This window comes from Nitrospirota bacterium, from assembly GCA_016180645.1.
In the GTDB taxonomy this organism is placed as follows: Bacteria; JACPQY01; JACPQY01; order JACPQY01; family JACPQY01; genus JACPAV01.
Map to the genome: position 1 here is coordinate 66,647 of JACPAV010000010.1, position 21,929 is coordinate 88,575.

The window sequence follows — 21,929 nt, forward strand, 5'->3', positions numbered from 1 at the left end:
GCAATGTTGACAAGGCCGTGTTCCAATGCCTGCTTGACGATGATAGGCGTCTATGATGTGATCTAAGGGTGCGCGTTCTCTTCGTTTTTCGGAATTCGGAGTGGCTTGGAATCGAGTATCTTTCGGCGGTCTTGAAACGTGCGGGCCACGAAACGGCCCTGCTTTACCACCCAGGGTGCGGCGAGGTGGAACGTGAAATCCCCTGGCTGGACAAGCTCCAATCCAGGCTGGGGATCGAACGGCTCATGTTGCGGCGAGCCGACCGTTTTGAACCCGACTTGATCGCCTTCTCATCCACAACCACCTTGTTCCCATGGGTGAAAAAGATGTCCAAGTACCTTAGGGATCGGCTCCAGGTACCCGTCTTGGTGGGTGGAATCCATCCTACCGTGGCCCCGGAGCACGTCCTGAAACATGACGGTATTGACATGCTGTGTCTGGGTGAAGGTGAGAATGCCATCGGCGAACTAGTGGACAGCATGTCCAGAGGTGAGTCTCGGACCGACATTCCCAACCTGTGGTTCAAGCGCGGGGAAACCATCATACGCAATGAGATCGGTCCACTGATCCAAGACATGGACAGCCTGCCCTATCCGGACAAGGACATCTATCTGCCCTATGGAATCATCCAGAATCGACTCCATGTGATGACATCCAGGGGGTGCCCCTACTCGTGCTCGTACTGCTTCCACAGCTACTATCACGATCTCCACAAGGGGAAGGGGAAGTACTATCGCCGCCATAGCGTTGGCCGTGTCATCGAAGAGATTCTCCACTTCAGGCGGAAGCTCCGGTTCACTGAGATCTACTTCTATGACGACATCTTCACGATCCATGAACGCTGGGTGCAGGAGTTCGCGCGGGCCTACAAGAAAGAGGTGGGAGTCCCTTTCAAGATGTTGGTCTACCCCGAGTGGGTCCGAAGGGACACGATGCAGCTCCTCAAGGAGGCAGGCTGCTACTACGTTGATCTGGGCGTGGAATCCGGGAGCCGGAGGGTCCGGGAGGAGCTGATGAACCGACCGGTTCAGGATGAGAGCATGCACCGCGCGGCCGCCATCCTCCACGAACTGGGAATCAAGTTTGCGAGCCTCAACATTTTCGGGACTCCGGGAGAGACGGAAGCGGACATGCGCGCAACCTACGAACTGAACATGGAAATGAAACCGACGGGCGCGATCGGGAGCATCCTGTATCCCTTCCCCAGGACGACTTCGTACGATTACGCAAAGGCGAATGGGTTCCTGGATGCGGAGGGCGATGCGAAAGTGATCGAGGGACTCGGGTCGTACAAGGGATTTCCGGTTACGAAAATTCCTCACGCCGGCGCAGCCCTGAGATACATGCGTCTCCTTCCGTTGCTGGTCAAAGTGCCACGGGTGTTGCATCCGCTGTTGTTCCGCATGCCGTATTGGAGAGTGTTCGATTTCATCCTCCTGCCGTTCGTTTCGATTTGGAGGAACTTCTACATTAGGTCCAGGGAATTCGCCGGTGGTTTGTTGGGAAGTTGGCATCTCTACTTGGGTGAGATCTTCCGACGACCTCCACGGAGCCGGCCGAAGGTTGGGTGGGCAAGCTCTGGGAGGCGTGCGCATGTTGAATTCTCCCCATCCCTCACGGCCCCGCCGCCGATCAGGCTTCTCACGGACGTCGCGGCACCCGCGGTCACGGATCAATCGGTCGCCCCACCTGCGGCCTGAGCGTGGAGTGGGGGGATCCGCCCCGCAGGCTGTGTTTCAAGAACGTCCGTGTGATACAACGCGTGGGTGAGGCGGTCTCGCGCATCGTTCCGAAGGCCTCGGGTGGAAGAAGAGTTGCGAAGTTTCCCCCGCCCTGCTGAATTCTGAGAGAGTCTGATGTCCCTCCCACCTGCCGTCCGAGCGTTGCTGATCTGGATGCTGGGCATGAGTCTCCGCCTCCCCCTTCTAGGGCGGGAACTGAACCTCGATGAGATAAAAAGATGGCAATCGGCGACGGGTCCGCTGGGGGAGCTGTGGGATCGGTCGATCATCCTGCTGGGGGGGAATCCACTCTATTCGCTGTTTCTTAGACCGTTTTCGGGACTGGAACCGACCGTGTGGATCCGGCTACCCGGATTATTGGCTGGGGCCATGGTTGCGCCGTTGGCCTACGCGATTCTGAGGAAGAATTTCGGCGAACGGATTGCATTGGGTTCGGCTGCGATACTGGCCTGCTCGCCGTTCCAGGTCGAGCAGGGCGCCCTCCTGAAAGAGTATCCTCTGGCCCTTGTCCCCGAGACCCTGACGTTGTGGTTTGCGGCAAGACTGGTGGCCGTAGGAGGCGGCCCCGGGCTTTGGGCGGCCATCGCCGCGGCCGAAACGGTTTCCGTTTGGTTGTCGCTCCCCTCGATCTTCGTTTGGGGTGGGCTGGCGGCGGCCTTGCCCCTGGCGTGGCATCGAACCAAGAAGTTCCCCTGGGGCCATTGGCTTTGCAGTCAAACCCCTGTGCTTGCGTCTGGGATCGTGACCGCCTTGAGTTGGCCGCATGGAAACGAAGCAGGTTTTCAGCAGGTCGTCGGGCGGCTGCACCTCGATCCTCTTTCGCTCGCGGCGCAAGAATTGACCGGCCTGGCCGCGTGGTATCCGAATCTGGATGTACGCTTACAAGACTTTCTGACCGCAATGAATTGGGCGGATGCCTACGGGCATTTCGAGGGGATCATCAAGATTGTCTATTTTCTTGCCAAGATTGGCCTCGGGGGAGGAGTCGTCATTCTTGTTCTGAGGGCCTGGACTCGATATAGCGATAGCGCGCCGCTGAAGCTTTTCGCATGGACGGTGGGGTTGGCCCCCTTCCTCTATTACATCGCGTTCCTCGCGCGTGGCTACGGCCATCTTTACTTGCCTCAGGCGTTCCTCGCTTCATCCATGGGGCTGACCACGCTTCTCGCCGCCGGGTTCGAGGCGCTATCGTCCCCATGGAAGAGGATTATCGGATTGGGGTTGGGGGCGGCCTCCGTGCTGTCGCTGTTGACGCTCTTGGCTGGCGTGTGGCCCCACCCCTACCGCCCCGTCCGGCCCCTCCTGAGCCGACTGCCGCACGGTACGCCTGCATGGATTTACCCTGCCGACGCGGTGCACTACATCCGTTACAACGCGCCCCCGCCTAGGAGGAAATCCATCCGTTCTCTCGGGCCGACCGCGCTGGAGAGGCCGGACACGTGGAAACCGATTTTTGAAATCGCCTCACGGCAAGTCGCGAGGGAAGCGCTTCGAAAACTGCCGAGGGGGGAGGCCGCGCTTGTGGCCGTGAGGTCCTACCTGCAATGGAGCGATCCGGACCTCGCTGCGGTGGATCCATGCAGATGGGCGCTCGACGCGCAAGATGGGGACGTGTGGATCTTCAAATCCACGCCACCCAAGGAGAAGTGCCCATGACCCGTGAGGGCGGTCCGCACTCCCCCGGCGTACCCGCTTGGGTGTGGGGCGCTGCCGCTGCGAGCGGTCTCGTGGCAGTCTACCTGGCTACCACACAGGACCTTTCATTTGACGAGGCGAACCGCTGGTTTCTTTCGCAAAGACCTCCGGCGGAAATCGTCCGCCTCAACGTCAATATCACTCAGGGGAACGAGCTGTTCCTTCTCTTCCTCCACGGGGCGGGTGCGGTCGTGTCGTCTCCCCGCTTCTGGAGGCTTGTCAGCCTCCTGGCCCACGTCGCGGCGGTGACTCTGTCCTGGCGGATTTTCAGTGAACATTCCGTCCGGACCGCCGGCTTCGTTGCCCTCTGGATCGCCGCCTCGCCCCTACACCTCTCGGAAGCCTATGATCTGAAGGAATACAGCCTTGGCGTCCTCCTGGGATTGGGGATCGTGCATTTCTCGGCGCCGGGGCGCACAACCTCGCTGACGAAGGTTGCGCTGCTGGGTTTGGTGGAGGCGGCCGGGACCGGTGTTACACTTGCGATGTCTCCGTTCTGGGGTGCGGTCGCCCTTGGCCAAATATGGCTCCAGCCGGGAAAATGGGGTCGGAAAGGGTTGGTTCTCCTGCTCCAGCATCTACCCATGGCCCTCCTCACGGCCTTCACGCTTTGGAGATGGGACCCACGATACAAGCCGCTTTTCCGGGTGATGAATGGTGAAATCGTCCGGAACGACCCCTTGAGAATCATTGGTGATTTCTTTGCCCACGTCTACGTCTGGTCGGGCCTTCCGGGTACGCCGGATGTGAGTCCGTGCGGCTCTCCACCACCGGAATGGTTCTGGCCGGTTTTGGGGATGGGTGCCTGGGTGGTCGGTGGATCCCTCTTTGTCCTGATCGGGGCCGGCATGGCGGGGCGGGGTGGGAACGACGGTCGGCGACTTGTCCTCTGGTGGGGGTGGCTCGGTCTGGCTCCCCTCGGTATCTATTATCTTGGATCGCTCCTGCTTGGCTCCCCGCATGTGTACCCGAGTCGAATGTATCTGGCGGCTTCGCCGTTCGTCTTCGGGGCGGTGGGCGTGGGGATAAGCGCGCTGCCAAAGGCTCTCGGGGCGATCCTGTTCGCGCCGGCCGCCGTCAGTGCCGTTCTCATGATGGGCCTGCTGATTTTCGGGCATCATGCCGCTCAGCCCGACCGATTGAAGCGACTTCTCTCGCCATATTCCTCATCCCTCGAACCCCGCGATCCAGTCTACGTCTACCCTGGCGTGGCCTTTCATCAGGTATTGAGCAATGCGCCCGGGGTGTGGAGGGAACATCTGCGGGCGGTCGGGAACAACATTCTTGAAGAGCCGCTGGGTGACGGCTCCCTGGTGGCACCCGCCCATGAGAATGAGTTGTCGGTTTGGGCGGACCAACTCTCGTCTCCGGAACAGGGATGGTTGATCCTGTATCCCCAGTTCCTGATCGTGCGGGATCCCGCCCGGAGTGTCTTGCGCCGCTCGGGAAAAGAGTGGAGATTGGCGGGGTGCAACCGAACGGCCGCTCTCTACCGGACGCCGTGAAGCCCTCGGGCACTATCCCGAAGGTGGTGATGGCCGCGGCTGTCTTGTCCTGCCTGCTCGCGTGCAGATTGGCATTCCGCGAAGAACTCAGCCCGGACGAAATCCACCGCTGGCTGCTCGCCCAACTTCATCCGAGGGACATGTTTCAAATGGCGCGGAGCATCACCGGCGGCAACGAGCTCTTCCTCCTCATGACGAGGGTATTCGTGGCGATCCACTGGTCCCCCCTCGCGGTGCGGGTTGCCAATGTGCTGATCCATGGCCTGACGGTTCTCCTGGCGTACCGTTGGTTCAGTGCATGGTTGGGCCGGCGCGTGGCGGGATTCGTGGCCATCTGGATCGCAGGGTCGCCCCTTCATGTCTATGAAGCATACGACCTCAAGGAATACAGCGGTGCGGTGTTGATCGGTCTGTGGGCGGTCCGGCTGGGCCTGGAGTCCCCGGAGCCGGCTCTGAAGCGGTCCATCCAACTCGGCTTGATCCAGATGGCCGGCACGGCCTTTACGCTGACGTTGGGACCGTTTTGGGGGGCATACGCGGTGACGCAATGTCTCACGGCGCAAAAGCGTTCAAGAAGATGGATGGCCCTGATGGTCCTTCAGCACGCTCCTTGGATCCTCATCGGGCTTCTGACCCTCCATCGGTGGGATGCGGCATATCGGCCCATCTACTTCAGCCTCCATGCGCAGGCGCTGAGCAGCAATCCCCTCAAGATCGTGGCCGACTTCTTTTCCCACGTCTACTTGTGGGTGTGGCTGCCTTGGGCCCAGCAGCCTGTCGAATGCGTCCCTCCGATGGCTCACTGGCTGTCGAACGGTTTCGCGATTGGACAGTGGGTGATTGGAGGGCCGCTCCTTCTGGCCTTTTTTTGGCCCTCGAACACCCATCGGCAGGAGAAGGATTTGCCTGCGGCGAAGTGGTGCTACCACTTGCCTATCTGGCACCTGGCCCTGTATCTTGCCGCTACGGGCATCATGGGAAGTCCGCATTGGTACATTCCCCGTGTGTACCTCGCCAGTTCCCCATTCGTATTCGCCCGCATCGCGGCAACCCTCGGAGAGCGGAAAGTCGGGTGGAGAATCGTCATGCTTGTGCCGGCGGCGCTCGCTGCCTTGGTTTCCATGATTGGGCTTGTCCGAGGGACCCACCCGTCACAGCTTCCCTCGCTACGCAAGTCTCTCCAGTCCGCGCAGGGGGAACTTCAAGGCGTGGGGCCGATCTACATTTATCCCGGCACGGGATTCCACTATGTTCAGACCTACGCGCCTCCTGATGTTCGCAGCCGCCTTCGACCGGTGTGGAAGGACGTGATCGAGGACCCCTCAGGGTGGGGCACGATCCTGGCACCGATCTCCCCGGAGGAAAAAGCCCGATTCAAGGCTGAACTTACCGGCCAAGAGGACGCTTGGCTCATAGGGCTGCCGGACCTTCTCTCCTTCCGGGATCCGCACCTCAGCATCATGCAGTCGAGCGGGAGACAATGGAAAACGCTCTCATGTTCTTCGCACCTGCTGCTGTACCGCAGTCTGCCATAGCCCGCCCGGTGGTGGGTTCAGCGGATCGGCGTTTTCTCCTCGGGCTTGTGCTGCTCTCTTCAACCGTCGGCGGTGTGCTTGCGTTCAAGATGGATCTAAGTGTGGACGAATTGCATCGTTGGGAACTGGCGGGTGGCAATTGGGGGGACCTTTGGGACGGGAGCAGGAGAATCCTTGGCGGCAACGTTCTCTATGTGGCATGGCTGAAGATCCTCCGGGGTTTTTCCATTTCCCCCCAAGCGGCTCGTTTGATTGGATTACTGGCGCATGCGGCGGCCATCCCGCTGTGGTTCACCTGGGTTCTCGCGCGGCTTGGCCGGATGCCGGCGCTTCTATCTTCGGCATGGATGGCGGCATCTCCTCTACATGTCTTTGAATCCTACCCCTTGAAAGAAACATCTCTTGTATTCCCCTTCGTGCTTTGGACGCTCACGGTGGGGCTGGGTAAACGCTTGCGCTGGAGTCGCGTGGCGCTTCTCGCCCTGGCCGAGGCATTGATCGTAGGCTTCTCGTTGACGGCAGCGCCGGTTTTCGCGGCCGCGTTCATGGCCAGGTTCCTCTCGACAAGGCGTCTCGATGTTCGATCGATTCTCCAACCTCTGCCGATGCTCGTGGTGGGAGCGCTCACGGTGTTCACGTGGGATCCGACATTTCGAGAATCTTTCACCCTCTTCGCCTCCCGAATGTCACACGACCCGATCGCGCTGTTGATCGACCTGGTGGCCGATGTCGAGGCTTGGCGGTGGGTGGAGTTGGCCCGATCGAATCCATTTCCGTGCTCCGCGCCTCCAAGTGAAACGGCCTTGTGGGTCATGCGCGGGGTGGAGGTTTCGACCGGAGGGTGCCTCCTTGCCCTGCTCGCGCGAGGTCTGGGCGGCGGTACCGCCGGGTTTGGACGGGGGCCGGTTCTTCCTTTTGCCTGCCTCGCCTTCCTACCCTTGCTCTTCGAAGGCGCCGCTTCCGCCTTGAGAGGGCATTTCGTTCTCTACCAGGCGCGGGGGTTTCTCTATGCCACTCCCTTCCTCTATGCGATCCTTGCACAAGGGGTGACGAGAGGACCGGCGGATGGGTGGAGAAGATGGAGCGTCTTGGCGGCGCCGTTGCTGCTCCTATCGCTGGGAGCGTACGCCATGGCCCTGGCCGGGTTTCACCCGCACACCCTGCGCCCCTTGGGAGCATGGGATCGCAAAGTGAAGGAGTCCATCGGCGACCAAGGTCGAATCTTCGTTCACCCGTCCATCTACGCGCGCTACATTGCGATGAATGGGGGCGCTGCGCTACGCAGGAGAAGCCTGCCCTTGGGGCCGGAACCGCTCGCCAGCCCCCAGGGTTGGCTGACTTTGATGTCTCCGCTTGATGAAATGGAGTGGCGTTCGATCACAAGCCCTTTGACTCGAAATGACCACGTCCTGGTTCTCGCCGCGGGTCTGCCTTGGCGGGATCCCCATTTCCAACTGGGCAGGGATTCATGCCGCGAATGGAGCCTGGAATGGTGCGATTCGAGAATGGCCATCTACGGGATCGTGGCGGAGACGCCGAGTTGCACACGTCAGCCGGCCGACCGGTGAGCAGGACCATGCCGCGCACCCTCTCGATTATCATCCCTGCGTTCAATGAGGAATCCAGTATCGAAGAGGTAATCCGAAGGGTGGAACGGGTGGATATTGCATTCCTGGGCGTTGAAAAGCAGATCGTCGTGGTCGACGACGGCTCCACGGATGGCACCGTCTCGAAGGTGAGGTGTTCCGGAAGGGTCTCAGTCGTTCGGCATCCGCATCGCCGAGGAAAGGGAAGCGCCATCCGGACCGGGCTGGCGCATGCAACGGGTGATCTTGTCCTCATTCAAGACGCGGACCTGGAGTACGATCCTTCCGACTACCCATGCCTTCTGGATCCCATGCTGAAGGGTGCCGCCCGCGTGGTATATGGCTCCCGATTTCTGCTGAGGCGACGTCCGGAGGGAATGCGGCTCGCGTTCCTGGGGGCCAATCGTATCCTGACCCTTCTCGCGAATGTTCTCTATGGCGGCCGCCTTACGGACATGACCACGTGTTACAAGCTGTTTCGTACGGAGGATCTGCGCGCGATGGACATCGAGGCTGAAGGATTCGAGTTCTGTCCCGAGGCCACGGCGAAATTGAAAAGAGCGGGGGTAGACATCATGGAAGTACCAGTCTCGTACCAAGCCAGGCAGTCGAAGGGAGGGAAAAAGCTCAGGTGGTGGGATGGTCTCGCCGTTGTCAAGTCGCTTTTCGAGTGGCGCTTCCGAAGGGTCGCGTCAATTGCACGCGCCTGAATTCCAGTTCGTACGCGTCGGCCACGGCTTCCCAACAATAGAGGCGAAGGGCGCGGTCACGGGCGACCGCACGGCGGCGAACGGACGACTGCCCATCGCGGATGGCCTCCTGAATTACACCGAGGAGGCTCCTGGAGGTTTTCTGATAGTAGAGTCCATCCTCGCCCAGGACTTCTCGGTTAAATGGATTGTCGAGAGCGGCGACCTCGCATCCGGAGGCCATGGCTTGGATGAGGGCCGGATTTGTCCCCCCGACCTCGCATCCGTGAATATAGATCCTAGAGTTGCACCGCAATTCCTGAAGTACTCCCGGATCGTATATGGGGCCGAGGAAGTGGATTCTACCATTGGCATACCGATGTAGCTGCGTCACGTATCGGCTCCGATAGGATGCCCACCCTACCACCGCAAGTTGGAGAGGCGAGGGGGCAGAGGCCCACGCTTCACACGCCAGGAGCACATTGTTTTCCGGCTCGAGCCGCGTGACGATCAGGCCATAGCTTTGCGGAGTAAGGTGGAAATGGTTCGCCAGCAAGGCCGCATTGCGGGACGACTCCGGAACCGCTCCGTACGGGATGTAGGAGGAATCGGCAAAGTATGTGGATCGATAATAGTCGGCCAATACCTTGGAATCGCAGACAAGGACCTGGCTCCACTTGGCGCATGATCGGGCGCTCCACCGGTAGTAAGCCTTGGAAGTCGGCCCCCATTTGGCCCTAAGCCAATCCATCCCCCCCACGTTTGTAACAACGGGTATGCCAAAGGCATTCAAGAGAAGAATAAGCGGTGCATGCGCCACGTTGAAAAGAAGGACCGCGTCCGGCTTCTCGCGAACTACATGTGGGAGGGCGAGAACGGTTGCGGATAAGATGTGGAGGTGCTTGGTCGGTATGCTGGGCATGTGCCGAAGCCGAACTCCGAGGTGCTCCTGGGGACGATCCGGGTACAGGCTCCTGTCACAGAATACAGTTACTTCATGCCCCCGGGCCACCAGCCTGGCAGATACTTCCTGGGCACACATCTCCATCCCGCCGTACCGGCAAGGGATGCCTTTTGTGCCGAGAATGGCAATCTTCATGCCGGTCTCAGCGCTCGGAGGTCAGCGGTCGAGCCGGGAAGGTCCTGCTCAACGCGCGCAGGGATCCAACGGCCCTATATTCTCGAACAATGGTGAGCAGAAACCTGGCGCCTTGGGTCGGGATATGAAGCTTGGAACGACCGATCCGGGCGCGTGCCTGAATGTGCATTTCGCCTATTCTGATTCCTCGTGCGACGGCCCGGAGTGTCATCGCGAGGCCGTAGTCAAAACCGTCCGGCAACGTGCCCACCTCTTCCAAGAACCCCCGCCTGAAGGACCTCATCCCGGAAGTGGGATCAATCAGGCGATGGTCGTACAGCAACGTGATGGCGGCTCTAAACAAGCGGTTCCCCAATTTTCGAATAGGGTCCAGATGACCGGAAAAGTCTCCATAGCGGGCACCGATTACCAGTTCGGCATCTGAACTCAGGGTTTCTTGGACAAGAGCAGAGAGCGCCCCAGGTGGGTAGGAGTGGTCGCCGTCCAGCATGGCCAAGACGGTTCCTCGAGCGGCCGCAAATCCAGTCCGCAGAGCAGCGCCGTATCCCCGTCGGTGCGGGTGCCGAAGGACGCCGACCCCCGTGAGGCTGGAAAGGACATCGGCGGTCCCGTCGTCCGACCCGTCATCGATAAGCAGTACTTCCGTTGAACGGATCTTGGGTAAAGACCGAAGAATGATCTCGCATGCCGCAAGAGTTTCCTCAACGACAAAGTGTATGGCTCTTGCTTCATTGAAGACCGGGATGACGATGGATAGCTGATCCCTACCTTTCACCCTGCACCAATCCTCTCATCTGACTGTGGCTGGGCGAGAGTCTGAGCAGATAGGCGGCTTCTCCATCCCTACGATGAGCTTCGTGACGCACAGGGCGGGAGTTGGTGCGGGGCCATTGTCCAAGTATAGGTTTCGTGGGGCTGTGATTCAAGCTGCCCTGGCGGACCAGCGAAAAATCACCCCCCTCTGGGATCTCGGTTGCGGCGCCGTCCCCAAGACTCTTGGGGGACGAATCTGGTCTTGGCATGCCACTACCGCCCGTGTCCGGGCTGGGGGGGGAACGAAGGGCGGCGAGGACGTGCTCCAAACGGTGGACCAATGCGCGGTTGTGGAGTTGAGAATCTGCCCGTTCGGGTGAAGACGTATGTCAAAGAGGCCAAGGAACCGGAAATTCCGAAGCGGTATCCCTGATCTTGCGCGCTTCGTGGCAGGAACAAGGTGGATGGGACAACCTGCGGGCCGATGGCGTTTCCAAGAGAGGCCGCCGTTTGGTAGAATAGCATTGTTGGGTGATCTGATCCTGTCCGACGTTCACTTGAGGGGTAAAGGTGATCCCCGCCAGTCCCAGTTTGTCCGTTTCATGGAAGCCAAGGCCCCCGAAGTGGAAAACCTTTTCATCGCGGGCGACCTGCTCGACCTGTGGTTCGGAATGAAGCCCATCCTCGTGCGGGAGTACTATCCGGAACGATGGGGTCGCCATTGCAACTTGAATTACGCGGGGGTCACTGTTCCGTAGAGAAGCACCACGCCCGGATCCTGTCGACCGCGAAACGCGCGTGCTCCAACGCCTCCAATGCGTCGGCCTCGGTGTACTCTTGATCACGGTAGAAGGCCAAGGTCCGGCGGGCATCCAACCAGTCCGATCCCTTTTCAACTTTCCTCAGCTCCTCCGCCGTGGCTTGTGGAATTCGCTTCCGCGCGGCGCTTGCAAATGTGCTTCCCACATCGTGCCTCTTCGGGTAGTCGATGCCGAGAAAATGCAGCGCCGCCTTGAGCGTCAACTCCACGGTCTCCTGCCCGCGGCGAATGGTCTGGTTCCAATTGGCCTCTTGGAAAAGGGCTTCCGCTTCTTTCAGGGTCCGTTCCGCGTCCCGCATGATCGCGCGGGCCTTCTGGTGGTTGGTCACACTACAGCTCGAATTCTTCGCCGAACTTCAGGTCGGGTTTGATCTCCCAGTACCAGGAGCCGTCCGGCTGCCACACGCGGCGAGATCCGAGTTCCTTGAGGCGTTTCCTCATTTCTTCGAGCTTGCCTGCAAAAAAGCCATTGCGATCAAACAGGATGACGGCTTCCTCGGTCATGTCGAGATAGAGATGGCGGTTCTTCCGGGCCTGCTCCGTGGACAAGGTGAAATGACGGACCCGTGTCGTGCCCGGCAGGTCTTCGTCCAACCTTCCCTCCGGGCAGGTCTGGGCGAGCTTTTCAAGGAGCGCGCGCTGGGACCACCAGATTTCATTCGACTCCGGCCGTGTCAGCACGATGAGGATGTCAATGTCGCTCTCCGGACTTGCGGTCCCGCGGGCGACGGAGCCAAACAGCACGACCGAAACCAGATCATCCTGGTGTTGCTCCTGGAGCCCATGAGTGAAGGCCTCAAGGAACCTGCGGTAGTGATCGAATCCAAGTCCCATTCGAGGATTATATACCAAGCGCGGTCACAACTTGCGTTTTTCCTGACGATGGTAGCCGCACCCTTTACGGGTGCGTTTTCGGACGCGGGCATAAAAGCCCGCGGCTACCAGCCAATGCCATCTCGGGCACCGGGTGCAAGATTCCAGATTCCAGTATTTTGAACGGGTCCGGACGCTCGTTCGGGAGCGGTTCCGAGGCCGAGATCGGGTTTGCGGGAGTTGCCATCGGCCCGGGAGATCCTTGCGCCTGTGGAGGACTTGAACCGCCTGGTCCGGCAGGAGGCGGGGGTCACGGGTACGAAGGCGGAGGCGTTGCACGGGCGCGTGGGGCCGGAACTGGCGCGGTCGATTGCTTTGGTCCTTGCGGTTCGGCATAGCCAGAAAACATATGACGAGTTGGGGCGGTTTTTTGGATGGGTTCACCCGACGACGATTGCGAACAGAGCCAAACGATTGGAGCGGCGCCTCCGACCCGACGAACGGCTGCGGATGATCCTTGACCGTTGCGAAAAAGCTTGCCTGTCATGAATCGAGGTCTGACCCCAAAGCCACTCGGCGCGGACGAGGGGACCTCTCTCGGCGTTTCCAAGAGAGGCCGCCGTTTGGTAGAATATGATTGTTGGGTGATCTGATCCTGTCCGACGTTCACTTGAGGGGTGAAGGTGATCCCCGGCAGTCCCAGTTTGTCCGTTTCATGGAAGCCAAGGCCCCCGAAGTGGAAAACCTTTTCATCGCGGGCGACCTGCTCGACCTATGGTTCGGCATGAAGCCCATCCTAGTCCGGGAGTATTATCCTGTGCTGCGTCTCCTGCGGAGGCTTTCGCAGTCGGGGATGAAAATTCACTACCTGGAAGGCAACCATGATTTCAACCTGCATCCCTACGTGGAGGATGCTTTGGGATCGGAGGTGAGCCAGGAACTCGAATGGTCGTTCGGGGGTCGCCGGGCGCTGCTGACCCACGGCGACGGACTGGACCCCGGCGATGTGAAGTATCGCATCCTGAAGCGGATCGTGCGGTCGCCCTTCTTCAGGTTCCTGACGGCCTGCCTGCCCGGTTCCGCCATGTGGCGATTGGGGCTGCAATTCTCCACGGTGAGCCGGAGTTACCTCGGCCGGGACCGCCCCCAATTAGAGGCCCAAACGGCTTTTGCGCAGGACCGCGTTCGCGCGGGTTACGACGTCGTGATTCTGGGCCACGCGCATGTGCCCGGAATCGTGCCCGTGGAATCCAACGGGCGAAAAGGACTGTATGTCAATGTGGGCGACTGGCTCACGAATTTCACCTACGTGGACGTCCAGGATGGGCGTTTCACGATCAAAACGATGGACGGGCGTCCCCTGGATGCCCGGGTGTCTGCGAACGAGGAGGTCGTATGATATCCAAAAGGCTGATCCCGCATCCCAAGCTGAAACAAATCTTCGGCTGGTTCGTAAAGAAGACCTTCCACGATTTGGAAATCCGGAATGGCGGCGAGTCGTCCTACCTGACAGACCTGCTCTCGGAATTCGCCCGGTCGGAGCGTGTGTTCAAGGTGCTGGACGCCCAGGGTCGGCCGCTCCGGACCATCGTGGAGCTGCTCGAAGCTCGTCAGAAGACCGAAGACCGGCAGGGGATCGAGCTGGATCAGCACATCGGGGACTATTCCCTGTTCATGACGGGCTTCTTTGTCGAGTTTCTTCGCCGCGGCGGTTTTGTTAATCTGTATCGAGAGGAAGGCATGAGAGCATACTGGCGGCTATCCAATGAAATCCGGTTCTCCGGCATGGAGGGATCCCGTCTGTTCGGCGACCTCGCGGCCGATTTCGACCGTCTGTCCGCCGCTCTCCATTATCTTCGGAACACTTACATCGGAAAGAAATGGGTGGACGATCCGTCCAAGGACGTGGCCGAGGTGATTCCGCTCCATCGCGCATGAGCTACCTCAAGGGCCGGACGATCGTTGTAGGCGTTTCCGGAGGGATCGCCGCCTACAAAGTCTGTGAGTTGGTCCGGCTCTACGCCGATGCGGGCGCGAGCGTTCACGTGGTGATGACGCGCGGGGCGCAGGAGTTCGTGCGGCCGCTGACGTTTGAAACCCTGACGGAGAACCCTGTTATGACCGACGTGTTCGCGCTCCAGCAATCGAAGATCTGGCATATCGATCTCCCGGGGAAGGCGGACGCGGTAGTGGTGGCCCCCGCCACGGCCAACATCGTGGCGAGAATGGCTCAGGGGCTCGCGGACGATCCGGTTACGACGTTCCTGCTCGCCACCAAGGCGCCGGTGTTGGTGGCGCCTGCCATGAACACCAACATGCTCGAACACCCGGCCTACCGGCAGAACGAAGCCCGAATCCGCGAGTTCGGTTATGAGGTGATCGAGCCGGGGGAGGGATTTCTGGCCTGCGGGTTTGTGGGCAAGGGGCGCATGGCGGAGCCGGAGGTCATTCTGAAAGCCACCGAGAAGCGACTGGCGCCCCAAAGCCTGAAGGGCAAGACGGTGCTGGTGACGGCCGGGCCGACGCGCGAGTATTGGGATTCGGCGCGATTCATTTCGAACCCTTCCTCCGGCCGAATGGGGTATGCGATTGCCCAGGAGGCGTGGTTGCGGGGGGGGGTGGTCACCCTGGTGGCCGGCCCGGTCGAGCGCGAGAACCCCGTGGGCGTTCGGACGATCCACGTCGAGACCGCCGAGCAGATGATGAGGGAGACTCTGACCGCCGGCCGGAAAGCGGATCTCGTGGTCATGGCGGCGGCGGTCGGCGATTTCATTCCGGAGAAGCCGGTGGCGGGAAAGATCAAGAAACGCGAGGCGGCGGCAAACGGAACCGTTTCGCTGACGCTCCGGACGAATGTGGATATTCTGGAGACTTTGGGCCGAGAGAAAAACGGGACCTTGCTCGTGGGATTTGCCGCGGAGCCGGCGGGCCTCGTGTCCGCCGCCGGGTCCAAGCTGAAGGAGAAGAACTTGGATCTGCTCGTGGCCAATCCCATCGATGGAGCGGAGAGGGCCTTTGAATCGGAGGATAACCACGTTACGTTGTTCTGGCGCGACGGACGAACCGAGGATTGGCCGAGGCTGCCGAAGGACGAGGTGGCCAGACGGCTTCTCGAACGCGTGAGCGCCATGCTTCTTGACTCTCGTCGCTAGTGGGCGAACAATAGGACTATGGCAGATCGAATTGAAGGTTTCGATACGGGCGGGGGCCTGAGGTCCAGTGCTCGAGTGCAGCAGGGGGACGAGGATCGTCAGCGCAGGGCGGCGGAGGCTGAGGATCGTCGCCGGAGAGAAGACCAGGCCGAAGCGCTAAGGCAAGCGGAGCAGTCTCGTGGCCGCGGCCGGCAGCTCGACACCCTCGCCTAACTTCGACTCTTTCGAATCACCTTCAGGGCCCCCGGCACAATCTCAAACGTGGCCGGGAGTGTTCCGGGCTGTTCGCCATCCAAATCGATCAGCACTCGTTCGTCCGATTCGACGTCCATCCGCGTCGTTCGGTAGAAGTGAATCGCAGGGTTCGGGAGCACCTCGGTGGTTTCGTAGAGTTTCGACAGATTGCGAACGATCGTCAGCGGAGACATGGCATCGAGGACGATGACGTCGAAGAGGCCGTCGTCCAGGATGGCCTTCGGCGCCCCACGCATCCCTCCGCCAAAGTACTGTCCGTTGCCTATGATCACGGCGGTGATCTTCTGATCGAAGGAATGGCCGTCGAATTTCATCCGGATGGATTTTGGACGGTAGGAAAAAAGCGAGACGAGGGTGTTGATGTAGAAGGTAAAGAAACTTCCGAGCCATTTCGGCGACCGATTCGCGCGGTCCACCACTTCGCCGCCGAGGCCGAAATCGGCGATGTTGATAAAAGCGCGCGAGGTGGGCCGACCTTCATGATTCCTCAGGCGCGCCACGCCGAGGTCGGTGGGGAGGGGAGGAGCGGAGGCCAAGAAGGCGAGGGCCGCCTGAGGTTCCCGTGGGACTCCGATGGATCGGATAAAGTCCGAGCCGGTGCCGAGCGGAACGACTCCCATGGCGGTGTCGGACTTGCCCGCGAGGTAAAACCCATGGGCGACCTCGTTGATCGTTCCATCCCCTCCAACGGCCACTACGACGGTGAAACCTTGCTTGACCGCCTCAGCGGTGAGGTCCGGAATGTCGCCGCGCGTACGGGAGGTCCTCAGCTCGAAGGATGAGAAGCGCTGATCGAGTTCTTTCTGGAGGTGCGGCAACTGTTTTCCGAGGCGACCGGCCCCGGCCGAGGGATTGGCAATGAAGCAGAACGACCTGGCCGGAGCTTCGGGGGTCATCCCACCATCCGTCTGAGATTTGACATTTGAGATTTCAGAGGTGGTGGGATCACGGAAAAGTCATCCTGGCCGCCGATCCCAGCCATTCCATCTGATCCACCTTCTTGCCTTCGTAGTAGACATCCAAGGCCCTGGGTTTGAAAAGGATCAATCGAATCTTTCTCCGGCCGGAGAGCCGTTTCCTTTCGCCTTCCCGGAGAAACAGTTTCTGCGGCTCCTCGCCATCCACTTGGTATTCCACCGAGGTGAATTCGCGGCATACCAGTTCGACGGAAACCTTTCCCTGCGCCTCGCCGTTGCCGCCCAGGGCGGTCACGGTAACGGCGGATTTGCGAGGGGCAAGTCCCCAGACGGCCAATCCGAGAATGATGAACAGGATACCCCCCACGAGAAGCAGTCTGCGCCGATCCATGGCCCAGGGGGAGGGGCCGGCGTCGGACGTGTTTCTCCGGAACGTCATGAAAAGGGCGATGACTTCGGCCCAGGACTGCGGGTCTTCGCCAAGAACCGTGAGGATCTCTCTGAGATGCGCGCGGAAGTAGATTTCGGGAAGGGTGACCGGTGCGTCGTCATTCTCGATCGCCTGAAGGGTGGCGGATGAGATCTTGGTCCGGACGGAAAGATCGTTCAGGGTGATCCCCGCGGCCTCGCGCTTCTCCCTCAGTCGCGCGCCCAGCGGGGGGGGGGGCGAGGCATGGGGGGGTCGGCCCGGGAGGTTCCGGGAGGGTCCACGGGAGGTCGCCTTTTCGACCCGGCCGAGGAGGTGGAGCGGGCTCCGGGATTCCGTGGTGACGGTCACTTCAACAGTTCGAGTTTGCTACGCGCTTGGCGGGCGAAATCGCTGTAGGGCGCGAGACGGATCACTTCCTGGTATTCGACCTTGGCCGATTCCTTCCGGCCGGTCTCGGCGAGGAGATCCCCCATGTTGAAGTGGGCCTCCACATAGTCGGGGTTCAACTTGAGCGATTGCCGGAAGGCGTCCTCGGCATCCGCGTTTTTCTTCACGCATCGCAGGGCAAGTCCCATGCTGTTGAGCAGGAACGAATGTTCCGGACGGAATCTCAGGCCGTTTCGAGCCGCGGCCAGCGCCTGGTCGCAATCGTGTTTCAAGTAGTACGTGTAGCTCAGGTTCTGGTAGACATTTTCGGGAGCGGGATAGAGGACGTTCGAGAGCGCCGCCTGGAATTCTTGAATGGCGCTGTCGTGCCGGCCGAGGCCGGCATAGATCACACCCAGTCTGTTGTGGGCCTCGGCGTAGTCTTTCTTCAGTTCGACGGCCCGCTTGAGATGCTCGATGGCCTCACCCGTCCGCCCGATGCCCTGGTAGGCGATGCCCATATCGAACTGGATGACCGCATCCTTGGGATTCAGTTTCTCCGCCTTCATCAATTCCTCAAGGGCGGGGGTATAGTTGCGCTCGGAAAGGTAGGATTCGGCCACACGCTGGTGGACGAGTGCCTTCTGGTTCGAACCGCAGCCGGACGCGGCGACACCGACCCACACAACGGCGGCCAAGCCACGGCTTGACAAGGTTCGGAACGCGTCTATCATGGTTTTCGATATCTCCATGATCCCCAACAATCAGGTCGGAAGCCTTTTTCGACAGAACGGACTTCGGCTGACCAAGCAGCGCCAGGCCATCATCAACATCTTCCTTCGTTCACGCAAGCACCTCAGTGTGGAGGAACTCTACCAGCGGGTGAAAAAACTGTCGCCCTCCATCGGGTATGCCACCGTGTATCGCACGGTCAAGGTCCTTACCCGGGCCAATCTGGCCGAGGAGCGGCAATTTGGGGATGGCCGCTCCCGCTTCGAGAGCGCGATGGAGAAGAAGCATCATGACCACCTCATCTGCGTGAAGTGTGGAAAGATCGTCGAGTTTGAAAACGACCAGATCGAGCAGTTGCAAGAGGCGGCGGCGCGGCACCGCGGCTTCAAAGTGCTCAGCCACAAGCTCGAACTCTACGGCCACTGCCCCTCCTGCCAGTAGCTCCGGCCCCCCTCCAATCCTCCACCCGCACTAGATCCGCGGCAGCGTGATGCCGACCTGCGACTGGTACTTGCCTTTTCGATCTTTATAGGTGGTCTCGGGCGCCTCGGAGCCTTCAAAGAAGATCACTTGGGCCAGGCCCTCGTTGGCATAAATTCGCGCGGGGAGGGGGGTGGTGTTCGAAATTTCAAGAGTCACATATCCTTCCCATCCGGGTTCCAGGGGTGTGACGTTGGTGATGATTCCGCACCGGGCATAGGTGGACTTGCCGACGCAAATGGTCATCGTGTTCTGAGGGATCTTGAAGAACTCGACGCTCCGGGCGAGGGCGAAGGAATTCGGAGGAACGATGCAGCAGGCGCCCTTGAAGTCGATGAACGAGGCCGGGTCGAAGTGCTTGGGATCGACAATGGTGGTGTTGATATTGGTGAAGATCTTGAATTCATCGGCGACGCGGAGATCGTAGCCGTAGGAGGACAGGCCGTAGGAAATGACGTCGGTTCGGACCTGTTTTTCGACGAAGGGATGGATCATGTCCTTCTCGCGCGCCATTTTCCGGATCCATCGATCGTTGCAGATCATGATCTCTTCCTTGAACCGGGGAGGGTATGACAATTCATCTATGTGGCCGTTTCTGTTTCGCGAATTCGTATAGCATGATCGCTGCGGCAACGGAAACGTTCATCGAATCGAGTCGCGGGTCTTGAGCAATGGACACCAGGGCGTCGCAGCGCTTCTTGGTGAGTTCGCGAAGCCCCTCGCCTTCCTCCCCCACCACCAGAGCCAGCGGTTCTCCCGCATCGATGGGTGAGGCATCCACGGGGGCGCCACCGGGATCCGCCCCGAGCACCCTGAACCCGGCCGATTGGAGCGCGGTGATGGTCTGGGCCATGTTGGCCACGAGAACGATGGGGATGTGCCAGGCGGTCCCGGCGGACGTGCGGATGACCGTCTCCGTAATCTGCGCCGCGCGATCTTTGGGAAGGACCACGGCGGCACAGCCCAGGGCAAAAGCCGTTCGAATGATGGCGCCTACGTTACGGGGATCGAGCAGGTGGTCGAGCAACACCCAAAGATCCTGAAGTCCCGCTTTCTCAAGGCATTGATCAAGAGTTTGGTACGGGAACGATTCCGCAAGAGCCACGATTCCCTGGGCATGTCGGTCGGGGTAGCGGCGGTGGAACTCGCGGGGGTCGAGCACCAGGATGCGGACTCCCGCCCGTCCCGCGTCTTCCAGCAGAGTTTCGAGGCGCCGCTCCTGAACTCCCTGCCGGATCTGAATCTCTCTCAGGCGAGTCCGCTTGGAGGAGAGGGCCTCCGCCACCGTGTGGGGACCGAACAGAATCAAGTCCGAGTGGGGAGGTCTCAATTTGCGGGGAGGGAGCCGAGGATCGATTCGAGCGTTCGGACCGGGTCCGGAGAACTCCAGACCGGCCGGCCGATCACGAGGTAGTCTGCGCCCCATTCGACGGCCTGCTGGGGCGTGGCTTTCCGCTTCTGATCGTCGGCTGGGGAATCCGGCAATCGAATGCCGGGAGTGACGAGGAGGAACTCCTTGCCGCAACCTCGTCGAACCACCGGGATTTCGTGCGGAGAGCACACCGCTCCGTCCAAGCCGCACCGATGGGCCAGCTTGGCGAGGCGCTCGACGATTTGGGTGAGGGGATGCGCGACGCCAAGATGTTCCAGGTCGAGCTGACTGAGGGAGGTGAGGAGGGTTACGGCAATCAGGCGCGGTCTCGCCACGCCGATCTTCCCGGCTTCATCCGTGACCGCTTCCGCGGCCGCCCGCATCATCGGTTCACCCCCCTGGGCGTGAACGTTCACGATGTCCACCTGCATCCGGACAACCTCGCGCAAGGCACGGGAGACGGTGACCGGCACATCGTGGAATTTCAGATCAAGAAAAACCCGAAGTCCCTGCCGCTTGAGCTCCGCCACGGCGCGTGAGCCTTCGGTGGTGAAGAGTTCACTCCCGATCTTGAAAAAATCGACCAGCCCTTTCACGGCCTTCACCCACTCCATGGCTTCGTGGAGAGAAGCGGTGTCGAGCGCGAGAATAATCCTGTTAGTGGGCAAGAGCCTCCCGAACCTTCTGCACGGTCTCCTCGGGCGTGATCTCCTGACTCGGCCCGCCGCGACGGAGTTTGAGTTCCAGCCGGCCTTTCTCGATGAGCCGTTTTCCGACCACCAGTTTCACGGGAATGCCGGTGAGATCGCCGTCTTTGAACTTCACGCCGGCCCGCTCGTTGCGATCGTCGAATAGGATCTCCAGCCCGGTGTCCGTCAGTGCCCGTTCGATTTCCGCCGCCTTTTCGACGGGCGCACCCTCCGGAACGGCCGTCGTGATCAGCACGTCATAGGGAGCGATCGCTCGCGGGAAGTACGGTCCGTCCGCGTCGTGGTTTTGTTCGATCGCGGCGGCCAATGTGCGACCGATCCCGATGCCATAGCATCCCATGACGATGACGCGCTCCGAGCCGGTTTCATCCAAGTAGACCGCCTTCATGGATTTGGAATACTTCTCCCCGAGCTTGAAGACGTGGCCGACTTCGATGCCCCGCGTCAGCCGCGCTTGCTTCCCGCATTTGGGGCATGGACCCGCCGAAGCGACCGGGGCTGATTCCGCCTTTGTCCCCGCCGTTAATTCCACATTCGCGGCAAAAGGGCACGCATCGCAGACGATCATTTGATCCTCTCCCGTGTCGGCGAGGACCATGAATTCGTGCGAGAAACTTCCACCGATGTTTCCCGTCGCCGCCTCGACCATCTGAAAACGCAGGCCGCAGCGCTGGAAAATCCGGTGGTAGGCCTCTGACATTCGCTGATAAGTGCCCTCGGCATCTTTTTCAGTGCGGTCGAAGCTGTAGGCATCCTTCATGACGAATTCGCGCCCGCGCATCAGGCCGAATCGGGGCCGCACTTCGTCTCTGAACTTGGTCTGAATCTGATAGAGAGTCACCGGCAACTGGCGGTGCGAGCGTACGTCGCGGCGGACCAGATCGGTGATGACCTCTTCATGCGTGGGGCCGAGGCAGAACCAGCGTTCGTGACGGTCCTGGAAGCGCAAAAGTTCCTTTCCGTAGACGTCCCAGCGTCCCGTTTCCTGCCAGAGTTCGGCGGGGATGACCATCGGCATGACCACCTCCTGCGCGCCTGTGCGGTTCATCTCTTCACGCACGATGTTTTCGATCTTGCGGATGCTTCGCAGTCCGAGGGGCAGCAGATTGTAGACCCCGGCCGCCACCTTCCGGATCATGCCCGCCTTGAGCATGATTCGATGACTGACCACCTCGGCATCCGAGGGGTCCTCCCGAAGTGTCGGTATGTAGGCTTGGCTCCAGCGCATGATTAGGAAATGGGTCTAGTGCACAAGGGGTCGAGTGGTCAAGTGGATTC

Annotated in this window: 24 protein-coding genes; 13 read left to right on the plus strand and 11 right to left on the minus strand. The window is 60.4% G+C overall.

Going from position 1 to position 21,929, the window contains the following annotated elements:
* Nucleotides 1-68 precede the first annotated feature (68 nt).
* The 6 genes from HYT87_07970 to HYT87_07995 all read left to right on the plus strand — a co-directional run bounded on the left by HYT87_07970 (nucleotide 69) and on the right by HYT87_07995 (nucleotide 8,773).
* The gene (locus tag HYT87_07970; protein ID MBI2059691.1) at nucleotides 69-1,700 is read left to right on the plus strand and encodes a B12-binding domain-containing radical SAM protein; all 1,632 of its coding nucleotides are present in this window, start codon (nucleotides 69-71) and stop codon (nucleotides 1,698-1,700) included.
* A 156-nt stretch (nucleotides 1,701-1,856) separates the two neighbouring features.
* Entirely contained in the window at nucleotides 1,857-3,398 is a 1,542-nt protein-coding gene (locus tag HYT87_07975; protein ID MBI2059692.1) for a glycosyltransferase family 39 protein, read from the plus strand.
* Nucleotides 3,395-4,942, plus strand: a complete 1,548-nt coding sequence (locus HYT87_07980) for a hypothetical protein (GenBank protein ID MBI2059693.1) — start codon at nucleotides 3,395-3,397, stop codon at nucleotides 4,940-4,942. Before HYT87_07975 ends, HYT87_07980 begins: the two co-directional genes overlap by 4 nt.
* On the plus strand, nucleotides 4,906-6,477 hold the full coding sequence (locus HYT87_07985) for a hypothetical protein (protein ID MBI2059694.1): 1,572 nt from the start codon (nucleotides 4,906-4,908) through the stop codon (nucleotides 6,475-6,477). The genes HYT87_07980 and HYT87_07985 overlap by 37 nt, the downstream gene beginning before the upstream one ends.
* 8 nt (nucleotides 6,478-6,485) lie before the next feature.
* The gene (locus HYT87_07990) at nucleotides 6,486-8,045 is read left to right on the plus strand and encodes a hypothetical protein (protein MBI2059695.1); all 1,560 of its coding nucleotides are present in this window, start codon (nucleotides 6,486-6,488) and stop codon (nucleotides 8,043-8,045) included.
* A gap of 8 nt (nucleotides 8,046-8,053) precedes the next feature.
* Nucleotides 8,054-8,773, plus strand: a complete 720-nt coding sequence (locus HYT87_07995; protein ID MBI2059696.1) for a glycosyltransferase family 2 protein — start codon at nucleotides 8,054-8,056, stop codon at nucleotides 8,771-8,773.
* Here HYT87_07995 and HYT87_08000 read toward each other — a convergent pair.
* Both HYT87_08000 and HYT87_08005 read right to left on the minus strand, forming a co-directional pair.
* Nucleotides 8,718-9,851 (minus strand): glycosyltransferase, encoded by a 1,134-nt coding sequence (locus HYT87_08000; protein ID MBI2059697.1) that lies wholly within the window; start codon nucleotides 9,849-9,851, stop codon nucleotides 8,718-8,720. The genes HYT87_07995 and HYT87_08000 overlap by 56 nt on opposite strands.
* A 7-nt stretch (nucleotides 9,852-9,858) precedes the next feature.
* The gene (locus tag HYT87_08005) at nucleotides 9,859-10,626 is read right to left on the minus strand and encodes a glycosyltransferase family 2 protein (GenBank protein MBI2059698.1); all 768 of its coding nucleotides are present in this window, start codon (nucleotides 10,624-10,626) and stop codon (nucleotides 9,859-9,861) included.
* 142 nt (nucleotides 10,627-10,768) lie between these two features.
* Here HYT87_08005 and HYT87_08010 point away from each other — a divergent pair, with 142 nt between their 5' ends.
* Nucleotides 10,769-10,984 carry a hypothetical protein gene (locus HYT87_08010; protein ID MBI2059699.1) on the plus strand — a complete coding sequence of 72 codons (216 nt, stop codon included), beginning with the start codon at nucleotides 10,769-10,771 and terminating at the stop codon, nucleotides 10,982-10,984.
* Between the two features lie 147 nt (nucleotides 10,985-11,131).
* Entirely contained in the window at nucleotides 11,132-11,362 is a 231-nt protein-coding gene (locus tag HYT87_08015) for a hypothetical protein (protein ID MBI2059700.1), read from the plus strand.
* Here the strand turns inward: HYT87_08015 and HYT87_08020 are convergent.
* Complete coding sequence (locus HYT87_08020) at nucleotides 11,349-11,753, minus strand: HEPN domain-containing protein (GenBank protein MBI2059701.1); 405 nt, start codon at nucleotides 11,751-11,753, stop codon at nucleotides 11,349-11,351. The two genes, HYT87_08015 and HYT87_08020, sit on opposite strands and share 14 nt — an antisense overlap.
* Nucleotide 11,754: 1 nt before the next feature.
* Nucleotides 11,755-12,258, minus strand: a complete 504-nt coding sequence (locus HYT87_08025) for a nucleotidyltransferase domain-containing protein (GenBank protein MBI2059702.1) — start codon at nucleotides 12,256-12,258, stop codon at nucleotides 11,755-11,757.
* Between the two features lie 619 nt (nucleotides 12,259-12,877).
* On the opposite strand from HYT87_08025, the gene HYT87_08030 reads away from it, so the two are divergent.
* The 4 genes from HYT87_08030 to HYT87_08045 are packed head-to-tail and all read left to right on the plus strand — an operon-like array spanning nucleotide 12,878 to nucleotide 15,602.
* Nucleotides 12,878-13,636: a UDP-2,3-diacylglucosamine diphosphatase gene (locus tag HYT87_08030; GenBank protein MBI2059703.1), complete on the plus strand. Its 759-nt coding sequence runs from the start codon at nucleotides 12,878-12,880 to the stop codon at nucleotides 13,634-13,636.
* Complete coding sequence (locus HYT87_08035) at nucleotides 13,633-14,175, plus strand: hypothetical protein (protein MBI2059704.1); 543 nt, start codon at nucleotides 13,633-13,635, stop codon at nucleotides 14,173-14,175. The genes HYT87_08030 and HYT87_08035 overlap by 4 nt, the downstream gene beginning before the upstream one ends.
* Entirely contained in the window at nucleotides 14,172-15,389 is a 1,218-nt protein-coding gene (gene coaBC, locus HYT87_08040) for a bifunctional phosphopantothenoylcysteine decarboxylase/phosphopantothenate--cysteine ligase CoaBC (protein ID MBI2059705.1), read from the plus strand. Before HYT87_08035 ends, coaBC begins: the two co-directional genes overlap by 4 nt.
* A gap of 18 nt (nucleotides 15,390-15,407) precedes the next feature.
* Complete coding sequence (locus HYT87_08045) at nucleotides 15,408-15,602, plus strand: hypothetical protein (protein ID MBI2059706.1); 195 nt, start codon at nucleotides 15,408-15,410, stop codon at nucleotides 15,600-15,602.
* Here the strand turns inward: HYT87_08045 and HYT87_08050 are convergent.
* From HYT87_08050 to HYT87_08060, 3 genes are read right to left on the minus strand one after another with little or no spacing between them, the layout of a single operon-like run.
* Complete coding sequence (locus HYT87_08050; GenBank protein ID MBI2059707.1) at nucleotides 15,599-16,540, minus strand: diacylglycerol kinase family lipid kinase; 942 nt, start codon at nucleotides 16,538-16,540, stop codon at nucleotides 15,599-15,601. The genes HYT87_08045 and HYT87_08050 overlap by 4 nt on opposite strands.
* A gap of 49 nt (nucleotides 16,541-16,589) precedes the next feature.
* Nucleotides 16,590-17,339 (minus strand): helix-turn-helix domain-containing protein, encoded by a 750-nt coding sequence (locus HYT87_08055; protein MBI2059708.1) that lies wholly within the window; start codon nucleotides 17,337-17,339, stop codon nucleotides 16,590-16,592.
* Nucleotides 17,336-18,091, minus strand: a complete 756-nt coding sequence (locus HYT87_08060) for a tetratricopeptide repeat protein (protein MBI2059709.1) — start codon at nucleotides 18,089-18,091, stop codon at nucleotides 17,336-17,338. Before HYT87_08060 ends, HYT87_08055 begins: the two co-directional genes overlap by 4 nt.
* Nucleotides 18,092-18,107: 16 nt before the next feature.
* Between HYT87_08060 and HYT87_08065 the strand changes: the two genes are divergently transcribed.
* Complete coding sequence (locus tag HYT87_08065) at nucleotides 18,108-18,530, plus strand: transcriptional repressor (protein MBI2059710.1); 423 nt, start codon at nucleotides 18,108-18,110, stop codon at nucleotides 18,528-18,530.
* A 30-nt stretch (nucleotides 18,531-18,560) separates the two neighbouring features.
* Here HYT87_08065 and HYT87_08070 read toward each other — a convergent pair whose 3' ends face one another.
* From HYT87_08070 to proS, 4 genes are read right to left on the minus strand one after another with little or no spacing between them, the layout of a single operon-like run.
* Nucleotides 18,561-19,115, minus strand: a complete 555-nt coding sequence (locus HYT87_08070; GenBank protein MBI2059711.1) for a dCTP deaminase — start codon at nucleotides 19,113-19,115, stop codon at nucleotides 18,561-18,563.
* A gap of 31 nt (nucleotides 19,116-19,146) precedes the next feature.
* On the minus strand, nucleotides 19,147-19,899 hold the full coding sequence (gene rlmB, locus HYT87_08075) for a 23S rRNA (guanosine(2251)-2'-O)-methyltransferase RlmB (protein MBI2059712.1): 753 nt from the start codon (nucleotides 19,897-19,899) through the stop codon (nucleotides 19,147-19,149).
* Nucleotides 19,896-20,609: an orotidine-5'-phosphate decarboxylase gene (gene pyrF / locus HYT87_08080; GenBank protein ID MBI2059713.1), complete on the minus strand. Its 714-nt coding sequence runs from the start codon at nucleotides 20,607-20,609 to the stop codon at nucleotides 19,896-19,898. Before pyrF ends, rlmB begins: the two co-directional genes overlap by 4 nt.
* Nucleotides 20,599-21,879: a proline--tRNA ligase gene (gene proS / locus HYT87_08085; protein ID MBI2059714.1), complete on the minus strand. Its 1,281-nt coding sequence runs from the start codon at nucleotides 21,877-21,879 to the stop codon at nucleotides 20,599-20,601. Before proS ends, pyrF begins: the two co-directional genes overlap by 11 nt.
* Nucleotides 21,880-21,929 lie beyond the last annotated feature (50 nt).

Excerpts from the sequence above, each read along its gene's own strand:
- HYT87_08065 (MBI2059710.1), top strand. The coding sequence starts at position 18,108 with ATGATCCCCAACAATCAGGTCGGAAGCCTTTTTCGACAGAACGGACTT.
- HYT87_08050 (MBI2059707.1), bottom strand. The coding sequence starts at position 16,540 with ATGACCCCCGAAGCTCCGGCCAGGTCGTTCTGCTTCATTGCCAATCCC.
- HYT87_07980 (MBI2059693.1), top strand. The coding sequence starts at position 3,395 with ATGACCCGTGAGGGCGGTCCGCACTCCCCCGGCGTACCCGCTTGGGTG.
- HYT87_08000 (MBI2059697.1), bottom strand. The coding sequence starts at position 9,851 with ATGAAGATTGCCATTCTCGGCACAAAAGGCATCCCTTGCCGGTACGGC.
- coaBC (MBI2059705.1), top strand. The coding sequence starts at position 14,172 with ATGAGCTACCTCAAGGGCCGGACGATCGTTGTAGGCGTTTCCGGAGGG.
- HYT87_08060 (MBI2059709.1), bottom strand. The coding sequence starts at position 18,091 with ATGATAGACGCGTTCCGAACCTTGTCAAGCCGTGGCTTGGCCGCCGTT.
- proS (MBI2059714.1), bottom strand. The coding sequence starts at position 21,879 with ATGCGCTGGAGCCAAGCCTACATACCGACACTTCGGGAGGACCCCTCG.
- HYT87_08045 (MBI2059706.1), top strand. The coding sequence starts at position 15,408 with ATGGCAGATCGAATTGAAGGTTTCGATACGGGCGGGGGCCTGAGGTCC.
- HYT87_08025 (MBI2059702.1), bottom strand. The coding sequence starts at position 12,258 with ATGGGACTTGGATTCGATCACTACCGCAGGTTCCTTGAGGCCTTCACT.
- HYT87_08035 (MBI2059704.1), top strand. The coding sequence starts at position 13,633 with ATGATATCCAAAAGGCTGATCCCGCATCCCAAGCTGAAACAAATCTTC.
- HYT87_07995 (MBI2059696.1), top strand. The coding sequence starts at position 8,054 with ATGCCGCGCACCCTCTCGATTATCATCCCTGCGTTCAATGAGGAATCC.
- HYT87_07975 (MBI2059692.1), top strand. The coding sequence starts at position 1,857 with ATGTCCCTCCCACCTGCCGTCCGAGCGTTGCTGATCTGGATGCTGGGC.